The sequence below is a fragment of the Micromonospora sp. CA-244673 genome (genome assembly GCF_050948395.1).
Classification (GTDB): domain Bacteria; phylum Actinomycetota; class Actinomycetes; order Mycobacteriales; family Micromonosporaceae; genus Micromonospora.
In genome coordinates, this window is sequence record NZ_CP192019.1 from 4,435,941 (window position 1) to 4,455,994 (window position 20,054).

Below are 20,054 nucleotides of genomic sequence, written 5' to 3' on the forward strand. Positions count from 1 at the left end.
TGCGGCTCGGGCGAAGCGGGAAACTTATTACACCGGGAGTGTACTTTTCGGCGAGGGTTCGTCAATGCCTCCCGAGGGCCGCGGGGATATCGACGCGATCACGATTCCGGCGCGCGCCGGAGTCGCACCCGCCGTGCGGGTGCGCCGTGCTCAGCCGGCGGCCGGCGCGGGCGCCCGCACGGTCCGGACCTGGCCGGTGCGCGGCCCGCCGGAGAGCGCCGCGGGGCTCCACTGTGTGGTGACGAGGTGGAGGGTGCGCCCGTCCGGGCCGCCGAGCGCGCAGGCGAAGCAGCCCCGGTCCAGGTCGATCCGGTCGAGCACCCGCCCGCCCTCGGCGACGCGCACGGCGCACCGGTTCGGCACGTCGCCGTACCAGACGGCCCCGGCGGCGTCGAGGCAGATGCCGTCCGGCGCGGAGTCCGGGACCGCCGCCCAGACCCGCCGGCCGCCCAGCGTCCCGTCGCCGGCCACGTCGTACGCGGTGAGCCGGCCGGCGTACGACTCGGCGACGATGAGGGTGCGCCCGTCCGGGGTGAGCACCATGCCGTTGGGAAAGGCCAGGTCGTCGGCGACCAGCCGGGCTCCGCCGTCCGGCGCGACCAGGGCCACCGCCCCCGGCCGGTAGTCCCCGGCGGGAAAGTCGAAGCCGATGGTATTGACGTACGCGTTGCCCCGGGCGTCGGTGACCACCTCGTTCCACGGGTGCGGTACGAGCGCGGCCAGGTCGGCGTGGGTGCGCGACGTGCCGTCGGGTTCCCGGCGCAGCAGCCGCCCGACGCCGCCGGCGACCAGCAGCAGCCGCCCGTCCGGCAGCCAGTCGAGGCAGATCGGCAGCCCGTCGACCCGGGCGACCACCTCGGTCCGGCCCGCCGCGTCGACGGTGAGCACCTCCCCGGCGCCCCAGTCGGCCAGCCAGAGCCGCCCGTCGTGCCAGCGGGGCGACTCGCCGAAGGCGAGCCCGTCGACCAGGATCTCCGGTGCGTTCACGGGTGGCTCCTCAGCAGGTCGCGGGAGCGGCGGAGGAACTCCCGCTCGGCGGCGTTGTCGGTGCGCGCGATCGCCGCGTCGTACGCGGCCGTCGCCTCGGCGGGCCGGTCGAGGCGGCGCAGCAGGTCCGCGCGGACGGCGTGCAGCACGTGGTAGCCGGCCAGGTCCAGCCGGTCGACCTCGGCGAGCGCGGCGGCCGGGCCGGCCACCTCGGCCAGCGCGACGGCCCGGTGCAGCGCCACCACCGGGCCGGGCGCGTGCGCCAGGAGCTGGTCGTAGAGGGCGAGGACCTGCCGCCAGTCGGTGTCCGCGGCGGTCGGCGCGTCGCTGTGCACCGCGTTGATCGCGGCCTGGATCTGGTACGGGCCGGGGCGGTCCCGCCGCAGGCAGCGCCGCACCAGGGCCTGCCCCTCGGCGATCAGCGCCCGGTCCCACCGGCCCCGGTCCTGCTCGCCCAGCGGCACGAGCGCGCCGTCCGGCCCGGTCCGCGCGCCCCGCCGCGCGTCGGTGAGCAGCATCAGCGCGAGCAGGCCGAGCACCTCCGGCTCGTCCGGCATCAACTTGGTCAGCAGCCGGCCCAGCCGGATCGCCTCGGCGCACAGCTCGTCGCGGACCAGCCGCTCCCCCGCGCTGGCGGTGTGCCCCTCCGTGAAGATCAGGTAGACCACGGCGAGCACGGCGCGCAGCCGGTCGGGCAGGTCGGCGTCCCGGGGCACCCGGTACGGGATGCCGGCGTCGCGGATCTTCGCCTTGGCCCGGACCAGGCGCTGCGCCATGGTCGGCTCCGGCACCAGGAACGCCCTCGCGATCTCGGCGGTGCTCAGCCCACCGAGCAGGCGCAGGGTCAGCGCGACGCGCGCCGCCGGGCCGAGCGCCGGGTGGCAGCAGGTGAAGATCAGTCGGAGCCGGTCGTCGCGCACGGGACCCTCCTCGGCAGGCGGCTCGGCGGCGTACAGGAGGGCGGCCTGGGCCTGCCGGTCGGCGCGGGACGCCTCGCGCCGCCGCCGGTCGATCGCCCGGTTCCGGGCCGTGGTGATGATCCAGCCGGCCGGGCTGGGCGGTGGGCCGTCGACGGCCCACCGGTCGACCGCGGTGGCGAACGCCTCCTGGACCGCCTCCTCGGCGAGGTCGATGTCACCGAGGAGGCGCACCAGGACGGCGACCGCGCGGCCGTACTCCGCGCGGAAGACCCGTTCGACGTCGGTGGGGCCGGTCATTCCTCGCCCTGGAACGGGCGCACCTCGATCGGGAGGGTGGTGGCCAGGGCGTAGCGGCGGCCCCAGTCGAGCGCGGCGTCGAGGTCGGGCGCGGTGATGATGGTGAACCCGCCCAGGTACTCCTTGCCCTCGACGTACGGGCCGTCGGTGACGAGCACGTCGTCCCCCTTCGGGCGCAGCACGGTGGCCGTCTCCGGTGCGTGCAGGCCGTTGCCGAACACCCAGCAGCCGGCCTCCCTGAGCTCCCGGCCGATGGCGTCGACCTCGCGCATCACCCCGGCCAGGAACTCCGGGTCCGGCCGGCCGGCGCCGGCCGGCTGGTACATGCTGATCAGGTACTGCCTCACGCGCGTCTCCTCACCTCCGGCAGCGGCCCCGTGCCGCCCCTCCACCCTCCACACGAACGGCGGACGCCGGTATCGACACGCCGGCCGAGAGAATTCCTCCGGGATCCGGGTATCCCGCGCCGTGCGCGGCAGCCGGGTGGTCGTGGTCGGGGCGGGGTTCTCCGGCCTGGCCGCCGCGCTCGCGCTCGCCGGCGCCGGCTGCGCCGTACGCCTGGTGGAGGCCCGGGACCGGGTCGGCGGCCGGACACTCTCCCGGCCGCTGCCCGACGGCGGCTGGCTCGACCTCGGCGCCCAGTGGATCGGTCCGACCCAGGACCGGATGTACGCGCTGGTGGCCGCCCACGGCCTGGCCACCTTCCCGTCACCGGCGCGGGGCGCGCCGACCCTGCGCTGGGCCGGGCGGCGGCTGGCCGAGGCGCCCGCGTCGGTGGCCGCGATCCTCGACACGCTGGACGGGCTCGCCGCGCGGCTCGACCCGGCCGCGCCGTGGCGGGCGGCCGAGGCGGCGGAGTGGGACCGGACCACGCTCGGTGGCTGGCTGGCCGCCACCGCGCCCGACCCGGTCACCGCCCGCTACGCCGGGCGGTTGCTGGCCGGCGGGCTGCTCGCCGCCGCGCCGGACGAGGTGTCGCTGTTGCAGATGCTGTTCTACCTGCGCAGCGGCGGCGGCACGGGCGTCCTGCTGGGGATGGCCGGCGGCGCCCAGCAGGACCGGATCGTGGGCGGCCCGGCGGCGCTGGCCGAGCGGCTGGCCGCCGCCCTGCCGGCGGACTGCCTGCGCCTCGGCGCCCCGGTCGAGAGGATCACCCAGGACGGCGCCGGGGTGCGGGTCGACGCGGGCGGCGAGGTGCACCCCGCCGACGCCGTGGTGGTCGCGGTGGCGCCGGCGCTGGCCGGACGGATCCGGTACGACCCGCCGCTGCCGGCGCTGCGCGACGGGCTCACCCAGCGGATGCCGATGGGCGCGGCGATCAAGGTGCACGCCCTCTACCCGGAGCCGTTCTGGCGGGCCGACGGCCGCTCCGGGGTGGCGACCGCCGACGACGGCCCGATCACCGAGACGGTGGACAACTCGGTGCCCGGCTCGCCGCGCGGGGTGCTCACCGCGTTCAGCTACGGCGCGGAGGCCCGCCAGCTGCGCCGGATGGCGCCGGACGCGCGGCGGGCCGCGCTGCTGGACGCCCTCGGCACGCTGGTCGGGCCGGCCGCCGCCCGCCCCGACGACCTGGTCGAGTACGACTGGTCGGCCGACCCGTGGACCCGTGGCTGCTTCTGCGGCATGCTGCCGCCCGGCTCCTGGCGGGACTACGGCCCGGAGCTGCGCCGGCCGGTGGGCCGGGTGCACTGGGCCGGCACGGAGACCGCCACCCGGTGGAGCGGCTACCTGGAGGGCGCGGTCGTGGCCGGCGAGCGCGCCGCCGCCGAGGTGCTGGCCGACCTCCGCTGAACCCCCGCGAGACAAAGAAAAACTTCCATGTGTCTATTGAAAAGTTTCTCCACTCTGTGACCTAATGTTGACAGTTCCTTTCGTCAGTCTCCCCCACCCCCAGGGAGGAAAGATGAACCGTCCCCTGCGATCGGCGCTGCGTACGGCCGCCACGGCCCTGCTCGCCACCGTCACCCTGGCCGCCTCGGCCGTCGTCGGCGCGACTCCCGCCAGTGCCGCCCCGGCCGGCCTGCCCGGCATGGACGTCTCCAGCCACCAGGGCAACGTGAACTGGTCCGCCGCCTGGAACAACGGCGCCCGGTTCGCGTACGTGAAGGCGACCGAGGGCACGTACTACACCAACCCGTACTTCGCCCAGCAGTACAACGGCTCCTACAACGTCGGGATGATCCGCGGGTCGTACCACTTCGCCCGGCCGGACACCACGACCGGCGCCACCCAGGCCAACTACTTCGTCGACCACGGCGGCGGCTGGTCCAAGGACGGCAAGACGCTGCCCGGCGCGCTGGACATCGAGTACAACCCGTACGGCGCCACCTGCTACGGCCTGAGCCAGGCCTCGATGCGCAGCTGGATCGCCTCGTTCGTCAACCAGTACTACGCGCGCACCGGCCGGTGGGCCACCATCTACACCACCACCGACTGGTGGAGCACCTGCACCGGCAACACCTCGCAGTTCGCCGCGAACAACCCGCTGTGGATCGCGCGCTACTCCAGCAGCGTCGGCACCCTGCCGGCCGGCTGGGGGACGTACTCGATCTGGCAGTGGTCGTCCTCGGGGGTCTTCCCGGGCGACCAGAACGTCTGGAACGGCAGCCTGGACCGCCTCAAGGTGCTGGCCTGCAACGGACCCTGCTGATCCGCTCCGGTGGCGGGCGGTCCGCTCCGGCGTCTCCACGCCGCGACCCGGATCCGCCCGCCACCGGCGGCGCCCGTCCCCGACGAGGAGGCCCCGATGTCCGTTCCCGTTCCCCGGCGGGCCGTGCTGCGCGGCGCGGTCCTGCTCGGCGCCGCCGCCGGCGCCACCGCGCTGACCCAGGTCGGACCCGGCCGCGACGCCCGGGCCGTCGCGGCCCGGATCGACCAGCCGACCATCGCCAACTGCGCGACCTGGGGCGCCCGCCCGCCGTCCTCCGCGGTGAGCGTGGTGCCGAGCCGGCCCAACAAGATCATCATTCACCACACGGCGTTCCCGAACACCACCGACTACAGCCTCGCGCAGGCCTACCGGAACTCGCGCGACATTCAGAACCTGCACATGGACAGCAACGGCTGGCTCGACTCCGGGCAGCACTTCACCAACAGCCGGGGCGGCTTCCTCACGGAGGGCCGGCACGGCAGCCTCTACGGGCTGCTGCACGGGCAGACCATGGTGCAGGGCGCGCACTGCGTCGGGCAGAACAGCCAGGCCATCGGCATCGAGAACGACGGCATCTATCTGGACGTGCAGCCCCCGCAGGCGCTCTGGAACAGCCTGGTGTGGTTCTGCGCCTTCACCTGCCAGCAGTACGGCATCCCGCCGACCGAGATCTACGGGCACAAGGACTTCAACAGCACGCAATGTCCCGGCCTGCTGCACGACCGGCTCCCGGAGCTGCGCAGCACCGTCGCCGCCCGCCTCGGCGGCTGACCGGAGGGGCGGGACCCGTCCCGCCCCTCCCCCGTGCCCGCCGGCGCGCCGCTCATACAGCGCTCGCTTATATAAGTCGGATCTGATAGAAAGAGGTCGTGCACGCCTTCGACGTCCTCGGAGATCCGGTCCGTCGCCGGATCCTGGAGCTGCTCGCCGATGGCGAGCAGCCCGCCGGCACGCTCGGCGCGACCGTCCAGCGGGAGTTCGGCATCAGCCAGCCCGCCGTGTCGCAACACCTCAAGGTGCTGCGGGAGCACGGCTTCGCGACCGTCCGCGCCCAGGGCACCCGCCGCCTCTACGCGGTGGACCCTGGCCCGCTGCGCGAGATGGACGAGTGGCTGGCGGGCTTCCGCCGGTTCTGGACGCCGCCGCTGGCGGCGCTCGCCACCGAACTGGCCCGGGGCCGGCGCGAACGGCGGCTGCGCGAGAGCGAATCCGACGAGAGGACCACATCATGATCGACGTAATCGGGCAGATCAGCGACGTGGAGCGCCGGCTGGGCAGCCGCACGCTCCCCGCCGGCGAGGCGCGGGTGATGACCGTCAGCCAGACGTACGACGCGCCGGTGGAGGACGTCTGGGACGCCTGCACCAGCGCCGAGCGGATCCCCCGCTGGTTCCTGCCGGTCTCCGGCGAGCTGAAGCTCGGCGGCCGCTACCAGCTGGAGGGCAACGCCGGGGGCACGGTCGAGCGCTGCGACCCGCCGCACAGCTTCGCCGCGACCTGGGAGTTCGGCGGCGAGGTGAGCTGGATCGAGGTACGGCTCACCGAGGCCGGCGCCGGGCGTACCCGGTTCGAGCTGGAGCACGTCGCGCACGTCGACGACCAGCGGTGGGCCGAGTTCGGGCCCGGCGCGGTCGGCGTCGGCTGGGACGGCGCGCTGCTCGGGCTGGCCTCCCACCTCGCGGCCGACGGCAGCGGGATCAGCCCGGACCAGGCCGTCGCCTGGATGGGCTCCGACGAGGGCCGCCGCTTCATGGCGGAGGCCAGCGCCCGCTGGACCGAGGCGAGCATCGCCGCCGGCACCCCGGCCGACGAGGCGCGCGCCGCCGGCGACCGGACGACCGCCTTCTACACCGGCATCCCCACCCCCTGACTCCCCCGCCGGCCGTGCCCGTGCCGCAGGACGGCGGCACGGGCACGGCGTGGCCGGCCCTCGGCGCGCGCGGACGTTCCGGCCCGCGGGGAATACGGGGGCGGAGTGTCGGTGCCCTCGGGCAGACTGGCGATCATGCCGATCCGATCCGTCGCCGAGCTGACGGCCGCCGTCCAGACGGGAACGCCGGTCAGGTACCTGCACTTCTGGGGGCACCGCCCACAGCGCGACGGCAGCGCCGGCGCCGGCTGCCTGAGCCAGTGGTGGCCCGCGCCGTTCACGGTGGACGGCCGCACGTACGCCACGGCCGAGCACTGGATGATGTGGCACAAGGCCACCCTCTTCGGCGACGACGGGATCGCCGAGCGGGTCCTCGGAGCCGCACACCCGCACCGGGCCAAGGCGCTCGGCCGGCAGGTCCGCGGCTTCGACGAGGCGACCTGGGCGGCCCGCCGCTACGACATCGTGGTGGCCGGCAGCGTGGCCAAGTTCGGCCAGCACGAGGAGCTGGGCCGGTTCCTGCTCGGCACCGGCGAGCGGGTGCTGGTCGAGGCGAGCCCGGTGGACCGGGTCTGGGGCATCGGGCTGGCGGCCGACGACCCGCGCGCCGCGGACCCGGCGCGGTGGCGGGGCGACAACCTGCTCGGCTTCGCCCTCATGGAAACCCGGGCCGCCCTGCGCGCGGGCACCGCCGACGTCCTCGGCTAGCCGGGGTGGGGGCGGAAAACCCCCAGGCGGAGTCGCCTGGTTTCCGGCTTCCGACCGCCGGCGGCGCTGCCTAGCGTCAATCGTGTGATCGAACTACGTGAGCTGACGAAACGCTACGGCGACCGGGTCGCCGTGGACCGGCTGAGCGTCCGGGTGCAGCCGGGGGTGGTGACCGGCTTCCTCGGCCCGAACGGATCCGGCAAGTCGACGACGATGCGGATGATCCTCGGCCTGGATGCCCCGGACCACGGCGAGGCACTGATCGGCGGCGTCCGGTACCCGGACCTGAACTGGCCGTTGAAGACGGTGGGCGCGCTCCTCGATGCCGGGGCGTTCCATCCCGGCCGCAGCGCCCGTGCGCACCTCACCGCGCTGGCCGCGAGCAACGACATCCCCGGTGCCCGGGTCGAGCAGGTGCTGCGCGCCGTCGGTCTCTCCGACGCGGCGACGCGACGTGCCGGCACGTACTCGCTCGGCATGCGCCAGCGGCTCGGCGTCGCGGTGGCCCTGCTCGGCGACCCGGGCGTCCTCCTGCTCGACGAGCCGGTCAACGGACTGGATCCGGAGGGCATCCGCTGGATCCGGGACCTGCTGCGCGGGCTCGCCGCCGAAGGCCGGACGGTGTTCGTGTCCAGTCACCTGATCGCCGAGATGGCGCTGACCGCCGACCGGCTGGTGGTCATCGGCCGCGGCCGGCTGCTGGCCGAGACGACCGTCGCCGAACTCGCCGCCGGCGGCGACAGCCTGGAGGACGCGTTCTTCCGGCTCACCTCGGAGGCCACCGACTATCGCGGAGTGGGAGCGTCATGAACGGGTACGGATTCCGGCACGCGGCCCGGATGGAGCGGATCAAGCTGAGCAGCGTCCGGTCGACGCGGTGGCTGGCGGTCGCCGCGGTGGTCTCGATGGCGGCGGCCGGGACCGGGGTGGGACTCGGGTACCGCTCGCACACGCCGGTCGCCACCGCCGCCCAGATCCTGAACAACAGCCTCGGCGGCGCCATCGTGGCCCAGTTGCTCCTCGGAGCGCTCGGCGTCCTCATGGTGACCGGCGAATACGGCACCGGGATGATCCGCTCGACGCTCGCCGCCGTCCCGCGGCGTCGGACTGTCCTGGCCGCGAAGGTCGCGGTGTGTGGCGGCGCGGCTCTCGCCGTCGGCCTGGCCGCGAGCTTCGCCGGCTATCTGGGCGGGCAGCTCGCGATCCGCGGCACCGCCATCCCGGCCGCCTCCCTGACCGACCCGGCGATCCTGCGCGCGGTCGTGCTGACCGGCGTGTACCTGGGCGTCACGGCGCTGATCGGGGTCGGCATCGGGGCGATCGTGCGGCACTCGGGCGCCGCCATCGGCACGCTGTTCGGTCTGATGTTCGTCCCGATGATCGTGGCTGGCCTGTTCGGCAAGAGCGGAATCGCGGTCGGGCGCTTCGTCCCGCTGTTGATGCTGCTCAACTCGATCGCGGTGACCTCGCCGGTGCCCGGGCTGTTCGCCGGCTGGATCAGCGCGCTGCTGATGTGCGGGTACGCGGCGGTGGCGATCCTGTGCGGCGGAGTGCTGCTCCGCCATCGCGACGCGTGAGCGGCGACAATGGGCTGGTGACCGCGCTGCGTGCTCCGTTCACCACACTGGCCCTGCGCCGGGCGGTGTTCTGCGTCGTCGGCGTGGTCAGTGCGGCCGCGATCCTGAGCGCACCGGCGATCGTGCCGGCCCTGGGAGCCCTCGTCCTCTGGGCCACCGGAGCCACAGCCGAGCAGCCCGCACCTGCCGTCGCACCCCTTTTCCTGGTCCTGCTTCCGCTCACCGTCGCGCTCCTGGTCGTGCTGGCCGCCCCGATCGGGCGCGCGATGGGAGCCGTGCACCGCTCGCTCGCCGACCGGCTGCTCGGCGTGCAGGTGGATGCCCCGCCGCCGCGGCCCTCGAAGCGGATCAGCGCCGTGGTCGCCGACGGACCGGGCTGGCGCGCCGTCGGGTACGGCCTGCTCAAGGTGCCACTGGCGATCCCCGAGGGCTACGGCGCGTTCTGCTACGTGTTCGGCGCGGTCAACCTCAGCTACCCGGTGTGGTGGCCGCTGTTCCGCAACCACCCGGCCGGAACGACCCTCGGCCCGGTGTGGGCGTTGACGCCGTTCGGCGCCATCGGCACGCGGACGTTCGCCGGAACGTTCCTCATCGCCGCGGCCGGCCTCGCCATGCTGCTGGTCGCACCCTGGCTGATGCGGGCCGGTACGGCACTGGACGTCGCCGCGATGCGACGGCTGCTCGGCCCGCGCCGGCTCGCCGAGCGGGTCCGCGAACTGCAGGTCACCCGGGCCCGCGCGATCGACGACGCGGCCGCGATGATGCGCAGGCTGGAACGGGACCTGCACGACGGCGCGCAGATCCGGCTGGCCACGCTGGCGATGAACCTCGGCATGGCGACCGAGAAGCTCGGTGCCGACGGCCCGCCACCCGACCTCGCGCAGGCCCGCGAACTGGTCGCGCTCGCCCACCGCGGAGCGAAGGACGCCCTGGCCGACCTGCGCGACCTGGTGCGCGGGATCCACCCCCCGGTCCTCGACAGTGGTCTCGGCGACGCGCTGGCGACGCTCGCGACGAGCAGCGCCATCCCGGTCGCCGTGCACGTCGAGCTGCCCGACCGCCCCGCGCCCGCCATCGAGACCATCGCCTACTTCTGCGCCGCCGAGCTGCTCGCGAACGCGGCCAAACACAGCCGGGCGACCCGTGTCGGGCTCGGCGTCGTCCGATCCGGCGGGTGCCTGACGGTGACCGTCACGGACGACGGCGTCGGCGGGGCGGACCCGGACGGGCCGGGCCTGTCCGGCCTGGCCCGTCGCATCGCCGTCGTGGACGGCCGGATGCGTGTGCACAGCCCGACCGGCGGTCCGACCCGGGTCGAGATCGAGCTGCTCCCACACCTGTGAACGGAGGCGACGACATGCGGGTGGTGATCGCGGAGGATGCCGCGATGATGCGCGAAGGGCTGGTCCGGCTGCTCACCGATCGCGGTTTCGAGGTGTGCGCGGCGGTGGCCGACGCCGACGCGTTGCGGTCCGCGACCGCCGCCACCGCACCGGATGTGGCCATCATCGACATCCGGATGCCACCGACGCACACCGACGAGGGACTGCGCGCCGCCATCGACATCCGACGCGACCATCCCGACGTCGGTGTGCTGGTGTTCTCCCAGTACGTGGAGACCCGCTACGCGACCCGCCTGCTCGCCGACCGGCCGGCCGGGGTCGGATACCTGCTCAAGGACCGGGTCGCCGACGTCGCCGATTTCGTGGACGCGCTGACCCGGGTGGCATCCGGTGGCACCGCGCTGGATCCGGAGGTGGTCGGCCACCTGATGCGGGCCGGGCAGGACACGGCCGGGGTGGCGTCGCTGACCCCCCGGGAGCGTGAGGTGCTCTCGCTGATGGCCGAGGGACGATCCAACGCCGGGATCGCGGCGGCTCTCGTCATCACCGCCGGAGTCGTGGAGAAGCACGTGGCGAACATCTTCGCGAAACTCGGCCTGCCGTCCTCGGACGGCGACAACCGCCGGGTCCTGGCCGTCCTCCGCCACGTCGGCGGTAACTGATGTCCCGTCCTCGTGGACACCGGGTGTCGCTCCGCCGCGCGGAACGGCTGCGGCACCCGGAGACACCCCGCGCGGACGGGTGAAGGGCGCGCCCGGGCCGGCGGGCGGGTAACGTGCAGCGGCGTGACCGCCGCTCCGTACTCGCACTGCTCGTTCTGCGGCGTGGCCTACCCGGCGGGGGCCGGGTGGCCGCGCGTCTGCCCGGCCTGCGGCGAGACGGTGTGGCGCAACCCGCTGCCCGTCGCGGTGGCCGTGCTGCCGGTGCGCACCCCGGAGGGCCTCGGCGTGGTGGTCGTCCGCCGGGACATCGAGCCGGCCCGCGGCCAGCTCGCCCTGCCGGGCGGCTTCATCGAGTACGGCGAGGAGTGGTCCGCAGCCCTGGTCCGCGAGCTGCGGGAGGAGACCGGCCTGCTCGCCGAGGCCGAGGAGGCGCGGCTGTTCGCGGTGCACGGGGCGCCGGCCGGCGGCACCATGATGGTCTTCGGCGTGCTGCCCGAACGACCGGTCGGTGACCTGCCCCCGTCGGCGCCCACCGAGGAGGCCACCGAGTGGCTGGTCCTCACCGAGCCGGTCGAGCTGGCGTTCTCCACGCACACCCGGGTGCTGGCCGACTTCCTCGCCGGCCAGCACGCCGACTGACCCGGGCCCGCACGCCGACTGACCCGGGCCCGCACGCCGACTGACCCGGGCCCGCACGCCGACTGACCCGGGCCCGCACACCGACTGTCCCCGGGCCCGCACGCCTGATGACTCCGGCCGGTACGCCGGCGGGCCCGGCGGCCGCGCTCAGCCCCGGGCCGCGGCTGGCACCGGCTGCGGCGTGAACGGCACGCTCGCCGGCACGTCCCCGGCCGGCTCGCCGGCCGGGTGTCGCCACAGGCCACGCCTGCGCAGGATCGGCAGCACCCCCTCGCCGAACCAGTACGCCTCCTCCAGGTGCGGGTGACCGGAGAGGATGAACTCGTCGATGCCGAGCGCGTGGTATTCGGCGATCCGGTCGGCCACCTCGGTGTGGCTGCCGACCAGGGCGGTGCCGGCGCCGCCACGGACCAGCCCCACCCCGGCCCACAGGTTCGGCGCGACCTCCAGGCCGTCGCGCGAGCCGCCGTGCAGGTCCAGCATCCGCCGCTGCCCCTCGGACTCGCTGCGCCGCAGCCCCTCCTGGACGGCCCGGATGTCGGCCTCGGCGATGCCGTCGAGCAGCCGGCGCGCCTGCGCCCAGGCCTCGTCGGCGGTGTCCCGGGTGATGACGTGCAGCCGGATGCCAAACCGCAGCTGCCGGCCCGCCTCGGCGGCCAGCCCCCGGATCCAGTCGAGCTTGCCGGCCACCTGCGCGGGCGGCTCGCCCCAGGTCAGGTAGACGTCGCTGTGCCGGACGGCCACCGGGCCGGCGGCGGCGGACGACCCGCCGAAGTAGACCGGCGGCACCGGGTCGGGCAGCCGGCTCAGCCGGGCGCCCTCGACGCGCAGGTGCTCCCCCGCGTGGTCCACCGTCTCCCCGCGCCACAGCGCGCGGACCACGTGCAGAAACTCGTCGGTGCGCGCGTAGCGGGCGTCCTTGTCGAGGAAGTCGCCGTACGCCCGCTGCTCGGTGGACTCGCCGCCGGTGACCACGTTGAGCAGCAGCCGGCCGCCGGAGAGCCGCTGGAACGTTGACGCCATCTGGGCGGCCAGGGTCGGCGAGAGCAGCCCGGGGCGGAACGCGACGAGGAACTTCAACCGCTCGGTCACCTCGGTCAGCATGGCCGTGCTCAGCCAGGCGTCCTCGCACCACGCGCCGGTGGGGGTGAGCGCGCCCGCGAAGCCGAGCTGCTCGGCGCTGCGGGCGATCTGCCCGAGGTAGGCGACGCTGGCGGGCCGCGCGCCGCCGGCGGTGCCGACCGGCACACCGTGACCGCCGCCCACGATGTCCCGGCTGTCGCCGTAGGTCGGCAGGAACCAGTGGAAGGTGAGCGGCATGGGAAACCTCCTGAGGGGTGGGACGACGGCGACCACACCCTACCCACAAATCCTATCGGGTTGGTAGGTTGCTCGCGTCCACCGACGGCCGGGACATCCCCCTCTCCGAGGAGCTACCATGCGTACCCCGTCGAGAACCGCCCGCCCCCGGCGGCGCCGCACCGTTGCCGCGCTGCTCACCACCCTGGCGCTCCTGGCCACCACGGCCCTGGCGGCCTGCGGCGGCGACGCGGCCGACGCCCGCGGCGGAGGCAGCGGCCCGCTGCGGATCGGCTACCAGCGGTTCGGCGGCCTCAGCCTGGTCAAGGCCCGGGCCACCGCGCCGAACGTGACCTGGTCGCTGTTCGAGAGCGGCCCGGCGCTGACCGAGGCGCTCAAGGCCGGCTCGATCGACATCGGCCAGGTCGGCGAGGCGCCGCCGGTGTTCGCCGCCGCCGGGAAGATCCCGTTCGCCGTCATCGGCACCTCGGACCCCATCCCGCAGGGCGAGGCCGTGCTGGTCAAGGCCGGCAGCCCCTACCGGAGCTTCGCCGACCTGCGCGGGAAGACCGTGGCGCTCAACAAGGGCTCCAACGTGCACTGGCTGCTGGTCAAGCTGCTGGAGGCGAACCGGATGACCCTGAAGGACGTCAACGTGAAGTACCTGAAGCCCGCCGAGGGGCGGCCCGCGTTCGACAACGGGCAGGTCGACGCCTGGATCATCTGGGACCCGTACTTCGCCCTGGCCGAGCAGCCCGGCGTGCGGGTGCTCGCCGACGCCACCGGCCTGGCCGGCAACCGGGAGTACGTGCTGGCCGCGCCAGAGGCGGTGAAGAACCGGCCGGACGACGTCCGGGCCTTCCTGACCACGTACCGGCAGGTGACCGACTGGGGCATCAGCCACCCGACGGAGCGCGCCGCGACCCTCGCGCCCGAGCTGAAGATCCCGCTCGACGTCACCACCCGCGCGCTGGCCCGCAGCGCCCGGCCGCTCGCCCCGGTCACCCCCGAGATCGGCGCCGAACTCCAGGCCATCGCGGACAGCTTCGTCGAGCTGGAACTGGTGCCCGGCCCGGTGGACATCGCCGGACGGGTGGACGGGCGGTTCAACGAGGTGCTCGGATGACCAGCCCGGCGCTCGCCGAGGCGCCGGCACCGGTCGTACCGGCCGGGCCGGCGCCGCGCCGGCGGCGGGACGGCGCGGCCCGGCGATGGCGCCGCCTCGTCAGCCCGCTCGTGCTGGTGCTCGGCTGGGAGGCGGCCGCCCGGGCCGGCCTGCTCGCCCCGGAGAAACTGCCCGCCCCGAGCGCCGTCCTCGCCACCGGCTGGCGGCTGGCCCGGGACGGCACCCTCGCCGTGCACCTCGTCGACTCGCTCACCCGCGCCGCGCTCGGCCTGCTCATCGGCGGCGGCCTGGCCCTGGTGCTCGGTGCGGCCGCCGGACTGTTCCGCCTCGGTGACGACCTGGTCGACCCGCCGGTGCAGATGGCCCGCATGCTGCCCCACCTGGGCCTCGTCCCCCTGCTGATCATCTGGGTGGGTATCGGCGAGTCGTTGAAGATCACCCTGGTCGCGCTCGGCGCGTTCTTCCCGATCTACTTCAACACGTACGCCGGCATCCGGGACATCGACGAACGGCTGGTGGAGGCGGCGCGCACCTGCGGGCTCGGCCCGGCGGCCCGGCTGCGGCACGTGGTCCTCCCCGGCGCGCTGCCCGCCCTCTTCCTCGGGCTGCGGCTGGCCATCGGGGCGGCCTGGCTCAGCCTGGTCGTCGGCGAGCAGGTCAACGCCCAGACCGGCGTCGGCTTCCTCATGATGGAGGCCCGCGAGTTCAGCCAGACCGACGTGGTGGTGCTCGGCCTGCTCATCTACGCCGTGCTCGGCCTGCTCTCCGACCTCGCCCTCCGGTACGCCGAGAGGAGGACGCTGACATGGCGGCGCGGACTGCGGGCGACCTGACCCGGCCGGTGCTCACGGCCCGGGCGGTGGGCCGCGCCTTCAGTCCCACGGTGGTGCTGGCCGGCGTCGACCTCGCCATCGGCGCCGGGGAGACGGTGGCGCTGCTCGGCGGCAGCGGCTCCGGCAAGAGCACCCTGCTGCGCGTCCTCGCCGGCCTGGACGACGAGGCGACCGGCGCCCACGTCGTGCACGGCACCGCGGCCGTGGTGTTCCAGGAGCACCGGCTGCTGCCGTGGAAGCGGGTCGCCGACAACGTCGCCCTCGGGCTCGCCGGCCCGGACGTCGCGGCGCGGGTCGACCGCGCGCTGGCCGAGGTCGGCCTGGCCGACCGGGGCCGGGCCTGGCCGGCCGAACTCTCCGGCGGGCAGGCGCAGCGGGTGGCAGTGGCCCGGGCCCTGGTCCGGGAACCCGACCTGCTCCTGCTCGACGAGCCGTTCGGCGCGCTGGACGCCCTGACCCGGCTGCGCATGCAGGGCCTGCTGCGCCGGCTGCGCGCCGAGCACGGCTTCGCCGCGCTGCTGGTCACCCACGACGTGGAGGAGGCGCTGCTGCTCGCCGACCGCGTCCTGCTCCTCGACGGGGGCGTCATCGCCGAGGAGATCCCCGTCGACCTCGGTCCCGCCCCCCGCCCCGACGACCCCGCCCTCGGCGCGCTGCGGCGGCGGCTGCTCGACCGCCTCGGCGTGCCCACCGCCTGACCCGACCTGCGCTGCCGTGGCGAAAAGTCCTACTGATTGGATAGGAGTGGCAGCGCCGCCCACTCTCCGGAGGTCACCCGTGTCCCACGCCGAAGCCGACCACGACACCCGCCGGAGCCGGCAGTGGCTCGCCGGGGAGGCCCGGGGCGCGGGCGTCGACCGCGACCGGCTGCTGGAACTGGGGGCGGCCATGGCCGCCCTGACCGCCGCCGCGGCCGAGCGCGAGCCGGTCGCGGTGGCGGCCGCGCCGGTCGGCGTCGATCCGGGTACGCCGATCGCCAAGCCACTGCCGCCGGAGCTGCTGCGCCCGCTGGACACCAACGCCGAGATGCGGTGGACGGCGCTGGCCGGTCAGGGGTACGTGGTGCCGAACGACCGGTTCTTCGTCCGCAACCACACCGAGACGCCCCGGCTGGACGCCGACACCTGGCGGCTGCGCCTCTTCGGCACCGGGCTGCGGGACGCGCCCACCCGGGACGCCCCGGTCGAGTTCAGCCTCGACGAGCTGCGCCGGCTGCCCGCCGAGGACAGCGACGCGCTGCTCGAGTGCGCCGGCAACGGGCGCCGCTTCTTCGCCGAGCAGCAGGGCGATCCGACGCCGGGAGTGGCCTGGGGGCTGGGCGGGGTCGGCGTCGCGCGCTGGCGGGGCGTCCGGCTGGGCACCGTGCTGCGGCTGGCCGGGCTGCGGGACGACGCGGTCGACGTGATGCCCGAGGGGCTGGACCCGGACTACGTGACCGGCGGGATCAACCTCGGCCGCGTACGCCGCCCGCTGCCGATCGCCAAGGCCCTCGACGACGTGCTGCTGGCGTACGAGATGAACGGCGAGCCACTCCCCGCCGACCACGGTTTCCCGGTCCGCGTCGTGGTGCCCGGCTGGATCGGCATCTCCTCGATCAAATGGGTGGGCCCGGTGGAGGTCTCCACCACGCCCCTCTTCTCGCCGTGGAACACCCGGTTCTACCGGATGTTCGGCCCCGGGCACCCGGCCGGGGGCACGGTGCTGGGCGCCCAGCCGGTGAAGAGCGCGTTCGAGCTGGCCTGGGACGCCCGCGTGCCGGCGGGCGAGGAGGTGCTGCTGCGCGGCCGGTCGTGGTCGGGCAACGGCCCCATCGAGCGGGTCGAGGTGGACACGGGCGACGGCTGGCGCCCGGCCGACCTGGTGGCGGCCGACCGGGGCGGCGCCTGGCAGCGCTGGACGGCGCGCTGGCGACCCCCGGCCCCGGGCCCATGCACCCTCCGTGCCCGCGCCACCGACACCACGGGCGCGAGCCAACCCGACCGGACCGCCCCCAACACGCTCGCCTACCTCTTCGACGCGGTGGTCCACCACCCGGTGACGGCGCACTGACCCCACCCGGTCCCGCGCCCCGGCCCCGCGCGCCGCGCGGTTGATCATGAAGTTATTGTCCCGACACGCCGGTGCCGGTGGTCATAACTTCATGATCAACGGGGCGGGGTGGGGGTGAGGTAGGCGGGTGGGACGGTGTCGGTGAGCCAGACGCCGTTGGCGCTGCGATAGAAGACGTAGCCGTTGTCGGACATGGCTGCGGCGTCGACGGCGAGGATCACCACGGTGTCCCTGCGGCGGGCGCCGACCCGGTGGGCGGTCTCCACGTCCGGGGAGAGGTGCACGTGGTGCCGGCGGCCCCGGTGCAGGCCCTCGGCGCGGATCGCGGGCAGGGCGGCCTCGCTGGTGCCGTGGAAGAGCCGCTCCGGCGGGGCCGCCGGGGACAGGCCGAGGTCGACCGGGACGGAGTGGCCCTGGCTGGCCCGGATCCGGTCGACCCCGGCGGGGCCGGGTTCGACGGCGAAGCGCTGCTTGTCGTTGCCGGCCACCACGGCGTCCAGGTCGGCGCGGGTGATCCGCAGCGCGGCGAGCAGGTCGGCGACCGGCACCCAGCCGGCCCCGTCGAGCGCCAGGTGGAACCGGTCGGGGCGGTGGCGCAGCGCCAGCGACATCCGCTTGCTCACCCGGACCAGATCACGATGATCCACCCGGACAGTGTGACCCACCTGCCGGGGTGCCGGCGACGGATATCAGCGGGTGGCGCCCGACCCGCCGCTCACCATCAACCCCGCGGCGTCCACCACCTCGAAGTCGCTGCCGCGCAGGCCGCCGAGGGCGTGCAGGGCGTCGTTGTCCCAGCGCGGGTCGGGGGCGCCCGAGACGAACCAGGCCGAGCCGTGGTCGGCGACGATCAGCCCGTGGCGCTGCATCGCCTCGGCGACGATCCGGGCCTGCCGGGGCAGCCGGGAAAGGTCCACCGAACGCTTGAGGCGCAGCCGCTGGCCGAGCTGCGGCAGCGCCGGGTCGGTGGCCGACGAGGCGGAGTGGGTGGCCGGCCAGGTCCAGCCGGTGCGGGTACGCGGCACGGTCACCCGCAGCGCGTGGTCGATGCGGCCGGCGGCCACCTCGTCGTAGCGGACCAGCCCGGCCAGGATGGACAGTCCCGCCGCGTCCGCGGACGTCCAGCCGGCCCGACGCAGCTTGTTGGACCGCAGGTCGAAGACGGCTCCCGAGCCGGCCCGCCAGCCGGCGCCGCTCCGGTGCGCGTCGAACAGCTCGTAGGCCCGGCAGGCCGCCCGGTCCCAGACGATCACGTGCCGGTCGCCGGTGCCGTTCGGTCCGCCCTCGACCGCCGCGTCCGGCGGAACCGGGTACGGGCCCGGGTCGCTCTCGTCGGCGTACTCGAAGGTCACCGGGACCCGCCGCTGGCTGGCGGGGACGACGGTGACCGGGATACCGATCGGCGCGCCCTCCCACCTGCCGGAGCCGAAGTCGGCGTGCACCGTGGCGCCGCCGCCGATCGCGCCGACCATCGCCGCGGAGCGCGGGTGCACGGGCAGTCGGGAGACGTCGGCGTGCCAGACGTTGTCCGCCGGGAAGACCCCGCACGGCCGGGCGCTCGGGCTCGGCCGGCCACCGAGCCCGGCCCGCGCGGCCGGGACGGGCGACGGGGCGGCCGGCGGGGCCGGCGTCGCGGTGACCCCGCCGCCCGGCGTCGGCGCGGCGGCCCGCGAGGTGGCCGGCGGGCTCGCCTGGTCGGAGCAGCCGGCGGCGAGCAGGGCGAGCACGGCCGCGACGGCGGTGGCGCGGCGGACTGACAGGCGGGCCATTCCGCGCATCCTGCCCGAGGGCGGCTCCCGGCGGCAACCGGTCACCCCGGGTCCACCGGCGGCCGTCCGACGACCGCCGGCGGGGCGGCCCCCGTCGCACCGGGCGGTGCGCCCCAGCGCTCAGGCGGCGGCGCGCTCGGCCGGCGGACGGCGGCAGGGCGGCCCCCGCGCACCGGACGGTGCGCCCCAGCGCTCAGGCGGCGGCGCGCTCGGCCGGCGGACGGCGGCAGGGCGGCCCCCGCGCACCGGGCGGTGCGCCCCGGCGGTCAGGCGGCGGCGCGCTCGGCCGGGGGACGGCGCCGCAGTGCCGGGTCGGTGAGCGCGGGCGGGGACCAGACGCCGTCCGGCGGGTAGAGGTTCGTGCCGGGCGGGACGATCTCGTCGATCCGGTCCAGCACCGCGTCGTCGAGCGCGAGCGCCGCTCCCTTGAGCAGTCCCTCCAACTGCTCCATCGTGCGCGGTCCGACGATCGCCGAGGTGACCGCCGGGTGTGCCACGGTGAACGCGACGGCCAGCTCGGGCAGCGAGCAGCCGATCTCCTCGGCGAGCGCCACCAGTTGCTCGACGGCGGCGTACTTGGCGGCGTTGCCGGGCAGCGCCGGGTCGAACCGGGCCGGGGTGCGCGCCGGCCGGCCGGCGGTGAGGTCGACGGCTGCCCCCTGCCGGTAGCGCCCGGTGAGGAAACCGGAGGCGAGCGGGCTCCACACCAGCACGCCCATGCCGTACCGCTGGCAGACCGGCAGGACCGCGGTCTCGATCCCGCGGGCCAGGATCGAGTACGGCGGCTGCTCGGTGCGGAACCGGCCGAGCGCCCGCCGCTCCGCGACGTGCTGCGCCTCGACGATCTCCTCGGCCGGGAAGGTCGAGCAGCCGAACGCCCGGATCTTGCCGGCCCGGACCAGGTCGGTGAGCGCCCCGAGGGTCTCCTCGACGTCCGTGGCGCGGTCGGGCCGGTGCACCTGGTAGAGGTCGATCCAGTCGGTGCCGAGGCGGCGCAGGCTCTCCTCGACCGCGCGGACGATCCAGCGCCGCGAGTTCCCGCCCCGGTTGGGCCCCTCCCCCATCGGGAAGTGGAACTTGGTGGCCAGGACCACGTCGTCCCGCCGGCCCCGCAGCGCCTTGCCCACGATCACCTCCGACTCGCCCGCCGAGTACATGTCGGCGGTGTCGACGAAGTTGACGCCCCGGTCGAGGGCGGCGTGGACGATCCGGGCGCAGTCGTCGTGGTCGGGGTTGCCGACCGCGCCGAACATCATGGTGCCGAGACAGTGGACGCTGACCTCGATGCCGGTGCCGCCGAGGACGCGGTGACGCATGTGGGC

Annotated in this window: 22 protein-coding genes; 15 read left to right on the top strand and 7 right to left on the bottom strand. The window is 75.2% G+C overall.

Features of this window, described 5'->3' with window-relative positions:
* Positions 1–150: 150 nt before the first annotated feature.
* The 3 genes from ACQP12_RS20665 to ACQP12_RS20675 are packed head-to-tail and all read right to left on the bottom strand — an operon-like array spanning position 151 to position 2,551.
* Positions 151–987: an SMP-30/gluconolactonase/LRE family protein gene (locus ACQP12_RS20665; protein WP_433281160.1), complete on the bottom strand. Its 837-nt coding sequence runs from the start codon at positions 985–987 to the stop codon at positions 151–153.
* Complete coding sequence (locus ACQP12_RS20670) at positions 984–2,204, bottom strand: RNA polymerase sigma factor (RefSeq protein ID WP_433281162.1); 1,221 nt, start codon at positions 2,202–2,204, stop codon at positions 984–986. The genes ACQP12_RS20665 and ACQP12_RS20670 overlap by 4 nt, the downstream gene beginning before the upstream one ends.
* Positions 2,201–2,551 (bottom strand): YciI family protein, encoded by a 351-nt coding sequence (locus ACQP12_RS20675; protein ID WP_357943391.1) that lies wholly within the window; start codon positions 2,549–2,551, stop codon positions 2,201–2,203. Before ACQP12_RS20675 ends, ACQP12_RS20670 begins: the two co-directional genes overlap by 4 nt.
* Here ACQP12_RS20675 and ACQP12_RS20680 point away from each other — a divergent pair.
* From ACQP12_RS20680 to ACQP12_RS20730, 11 genes are all read left to right on the top strand, one after another.
* Entirely contained in the window at positions 2,529–3,998 is a 1,470-nt protein-coding gene (locus ACQP12_RS20680) for a flavin monoamine oxidase family protein (protein WP_433281165.1), read from the top strand. The two genes, ACQP12_RS20675 and ACQP12_RS20680, sit on opposite strands and share 23 nt — an antisense overlap.
* A gap of 112 nt (positions 3,999–4,110) precedes the next feature.
* Positions 4,111–4,857 carry a lysozyme gene (locus ACQP12_RS20685; RefSeq protein WP_433281167.1) on the top strand — a complete coding sequence of 249 codons (747 nt, stop codon included), beginning with the start codon at positions 4,111–4,113 and terminating at the stop codon, positions 4,855–4,857.
* Between the two features lie 96 nt (positions 4,858–4,953).
* The gene (locus tag ACQP12_RS20690) at positions 4,954–5,628 is read left to right on the top strand and encodes a peptidoglycan recognition protein family protein (RefSeq protein ID WP_433281169.1); all 675 of its coding nucleotides are present in this window, start codon (positions 4,954–4,956) and stop codon (positions 5,626–5,628) included.
* 98 nt (positions 5,629–5,726) lie between these two features.
* Positions 5,727–6,089 (top strand): ArsR/SmtB family transcription factor, encoded by a 363-nt coding sequence (locus tag ACQP12_RS20695; RefSeq protein WP_357943399.1) that lies wholly within the window; start codon positions 5,727–5,729, stop codon positions 6,087–6,089.
* Positions 6,086–6,727 (top strand): SRPBCC family protein, encoded by a 642-nt coding sequence (locus ACQP12_RS20700; protein WP_433281171.1) that lies wholly within the window; start codon positions 6,086–6,088, stop codon positions 6,725–6,727. The genes ACQP12_RS20695 and ACQP12_RS20700 overlap by 4 nt, the downstream gene beginning before the upstream one ends.
* A 135-nt stretch (positions 6,728–6,862) precedes the next feature.
* Positions 6,863–7,435, top strand: a complete 573-nt coding sequence (locus ACQP12_RS20705; RefSeq protein WP_357943403.1) for an NADAR family protein — start codon at positions 6,863–6,865, stop codon at positions 7,433–7,435.
* A gap of 84 nt (positions 7,436–7,519) precedes the next feature.
* Positions 7,520–8,245, top strand: coding sequence for an ABC transporter ATP-binding protein (locus tag ACQP12_RS20710; RefSeq protein ID WP_433281173.1), 726 nt, complete (start codon positions 7,520–7,522; stop codon positions 8,243–8,245).
* Positions 8,242–9,012, top strand: coding sequence for an ABC transporter permease subunit (locus ACQP12_RS20715; protein ID WP_433281175.1), 771 nt, complete (start codon positions 8,242–8,244; stop codon positions 9,010–9,012). Before ACQP12_RS20710 ends, ACQP12_RS20715 begins: the two co-directional genes overlap by 4 nt.
* Positions 9,009–10,355 carry a sensor histidine kinase gene (locus ACQP12_RS20720; RefSeq protein ID WP_433281177.1) on the top strand — a complete coding sequence of 449 codons (1,347 nt, stop codon included), beginning with the start codon at positions 9,009–9,011 and terminating at the stop codon, positions 10,353–10,355. The genes ACQP12_RS20715 and ACQP12_RS20720 overlap by 4 nt, the downstream gene beginning before the upstream one ends.
* 14 nt (positions 10,356–10,369) lie before the next feature.
* Positions 10,370–11,017: a LuxR C-terminal-related transcriptional regulator gene (locus tag ACQP12_RS20725; RefSeq protein ID WP_433281179.1), complete on the top strand. Its 648-nt coding sequence runs from the start codon at positions 10,370–10,372 to the stop codon at positions 11,015–11,017.
* 123 nt (positions 11,018–11,140) lie between these two features.
* Complete coding sequence (locus ACQP12_RS20730) at positions 11,141–11,656, top strand: NUDIX domain-containing protein (protein ID WP_433281181.1); 516 nt, start codon at positions 11,141–11,143, stop codon at positions 11,654–11,656.
* A gap of 147 nt (positions 11,657–11,803) precedes the next feature.
* On the opposite strand, the gene ACQP12_RS20735 is transcribed toward ACQP12_RS20730, so the two are convergent.
* Complete coding sequence (locus ACQP12_RS20735; RefSeq protein WP_433281183.1) at positions 11,804–12,976, bottom strand: LLM class flavin-dependent oxidoreductase; 1,173 nt, start codon at positions 12,974–12,976, stop codon at positions 11,804–11,806.
* Positions 12,977–13,094: 118 nt separating this feature from the next.
* On the opposite strand from ACQP12_RS20735, the gene ACQP12_RS20740 reads away from it, so the two are divergent.
* The 4 genes from ACQP12_RS20740 (at position 13,095) to ACQP12_RS20755 (ending at position 16,963) form a co-directional block, all read left to right on the top strand.
* Positions 13,095–14,081, top strand: coding sequence for a sulfonate ABC transporter substrate-binding protein (locus ACQP12_RS20740; RefSeq protein ID WP_433281185.1), 987 nt, complete (start codon positions 13,095–13,097; stop codon positions 14,079–14,081).
* Complete coding sequence (locus ACQP12_RS20745; protein ID WP_433281187.1) at positions 14,078–14,914, top strand: ABC transporter permease; 837 nt, start codon at positions 14,078–14,080, stop codon at positions 14,912–14,914. The genes ACQP12_RS20740 and ACQP12_RS20745 overlap by 4 nt, the downstream gene beginning before the upstream one ends.
* Positions 14,887–15,612, top strand: coding sequence for an ABC transporter ATP-binding protein (locus tag ACQP12_RS20750; protein ID WP_433281190.1), 726 nt, complete (start codon positions 14,887–14,889; stop codon positions 15,610–15,612). The genes ACQP12_RS20745 and ACQP12_RS20750 overlap by 28 nt, the downstream gene beginning before the upstream one ends.
* 79 nt (positions 15,613–15,691) lie before the next feature.
* Positions 15,692–16,963 (top strand): sulfite oxidase, encoded by a 1,272-nt coding sequence (locus ACQP12_RS20755; protein WP_433281192.1) that lies wholly within the window; start codon positions 15,692–15,694, stop codon positions 16,961–16,963.
* Between the two features lie 95 nt (positions 16,964–17,058).
* Here the strand turns inward: ACQP12_RS20755 and ACQP12_RS20760 are convergent, their stop codons facing one another.
* The 3 genes from ACQP12_RS20760 to ACQP12_RS20770 form a co-directional block, all read right to left on the bottom strand.
* Positions 17,059–17,610 (bottom strand): RNA 2'-phosphotransferase, encoded by a 552-nt coding sequence (locus tag ACQP12_RS20760; RefSeq protein ID WP_433281194.1) that lies wholly within the window; start codon positions 17,608–17,610, stop codon positions 17,059–17,061.
* Between the two features lie 42 nt (positions 17,611–17,652).
* Positions 17,653–18,732 carry a hypothetical protein gene (locus tag ACQP12_RS20765; protein WP_433281196.1) on the bottom strand — a complete coding sequence of 360 codons (1,080 nt, stop codon included), beginning with the start codon at positions 18,730–18,732 and terminating at the stop codon, positions 17,653–17,655.
* A 266-nt stretch (positions 18,733–18,998) separates the two neighbouring features.
* Entirely contained in the window at positions 18,999–20,048 is a 1,050-nt protein-coding gene (locus tag ACQP12_RS20770; RefSeq protein ID WP_433281199.1) for an aldo/keto reductase, read from the bottom strand.
* Positions 20,049–20,054 lie beyond the last annotated feature (6 nt).

Coding starts and splice junctions, on each gene's coding strand:
- ACQP12_RS20670 (WP_433281162.1), bottom strand. CDS start 2,204: ATGACCGGCCCCACCGACGTCGAACGGGTCTTCCGCGCGGAGTACGGC.
- ACQP12_RS20680 (WP_433281165.1), top strand. CDS start 2,529: ATGCTGATCAGGTACTGCCTCACGCGCGTCTCCTCACCTCCGGCAGCG.
- ACQP12_RS20685 (WP_433281167.1), top strand. CDS start 4,111: ATGAACCGTCCCCTGCGATCGGCGCTGCGTACGGCCGCCACGGCCCTG.
- ACQP12_RS20690 (WP_433281169.1), top strand. CDS start 4,954: ATGTCCGTTCCCGTTCCCCGGCGGGCCGTGCTGCGCGGCGCGGTCCTG.
- ACQP12_RS20700 (WP_433281171.1), top strand. CDS start 6,086: ATGATCGACGTAATCGGGCAGATCAGCGACGTGGAGCGCCGGCTGGGC.
- ACQP12_RS20705 (WP_357943403.1), top strand. CDS start 6,863: ATGCCGATCCGATCCGTCGCCGAGCTGACGGCCGCCGTCCAGACGGGA.
- ACQP12_RS20715 (WP_433281175.1), top strand. CDS start 8,242: ATGAACGGGTACGGATTCCGGCACGCGGCCCGGATGGAGCGGATCAAG.
- ACQP12_RS20725 (WP_433281179.1), top strand. CDS start 10,370: ATGCGGGTGGTGATCGCGGAGGATGCCGCGATGATGCGCGAAGGGCTG.
- ACQP12_RS20735 (WP_433281183.1), bottom strand. CDS start 12,976: ATGCCGCTCACCTTCCACTGGTTCCTGCCGACCTACGGCGACAGCCGG.
- ACQP12_RS20740 (WP_433281185.1), top strand. CDS start 13,095: ATGCGTACCCCGTCGAGAACCGCCCGCCCCCGGCGGCGCCGCACCGTT.
- ACQP12_RS20745 (WP_433281187.1), top strand. CDS start 14,078: ATGACCAGCCCGGCGCTCGCCGAGGCGCCGGCACCGGTCGTACCGGCC.
- ACQP12_RS20750 (WP_433281190.1), top strand. CDS start 14,887: ATGGCGGCGCGGACTGCGGGCGACCTGACCCGGCCGGTGCTCACGGCC.
- ACQP12_RS20765 (WP_433281196.1), bottom strand. CDS start 18,732: ATGGCCCGCCTGTCAGTCCGCCGCGCCACCGCCGTCGCGGCCGTGCTC.
- ACQP12_RS20770 (WP_433281199.1), bottom strand. CDS start 20,048: ATGCGTCACCGCGTCCTCGGCGGCACCGGCATCGAGGTCAGCGTCCAC.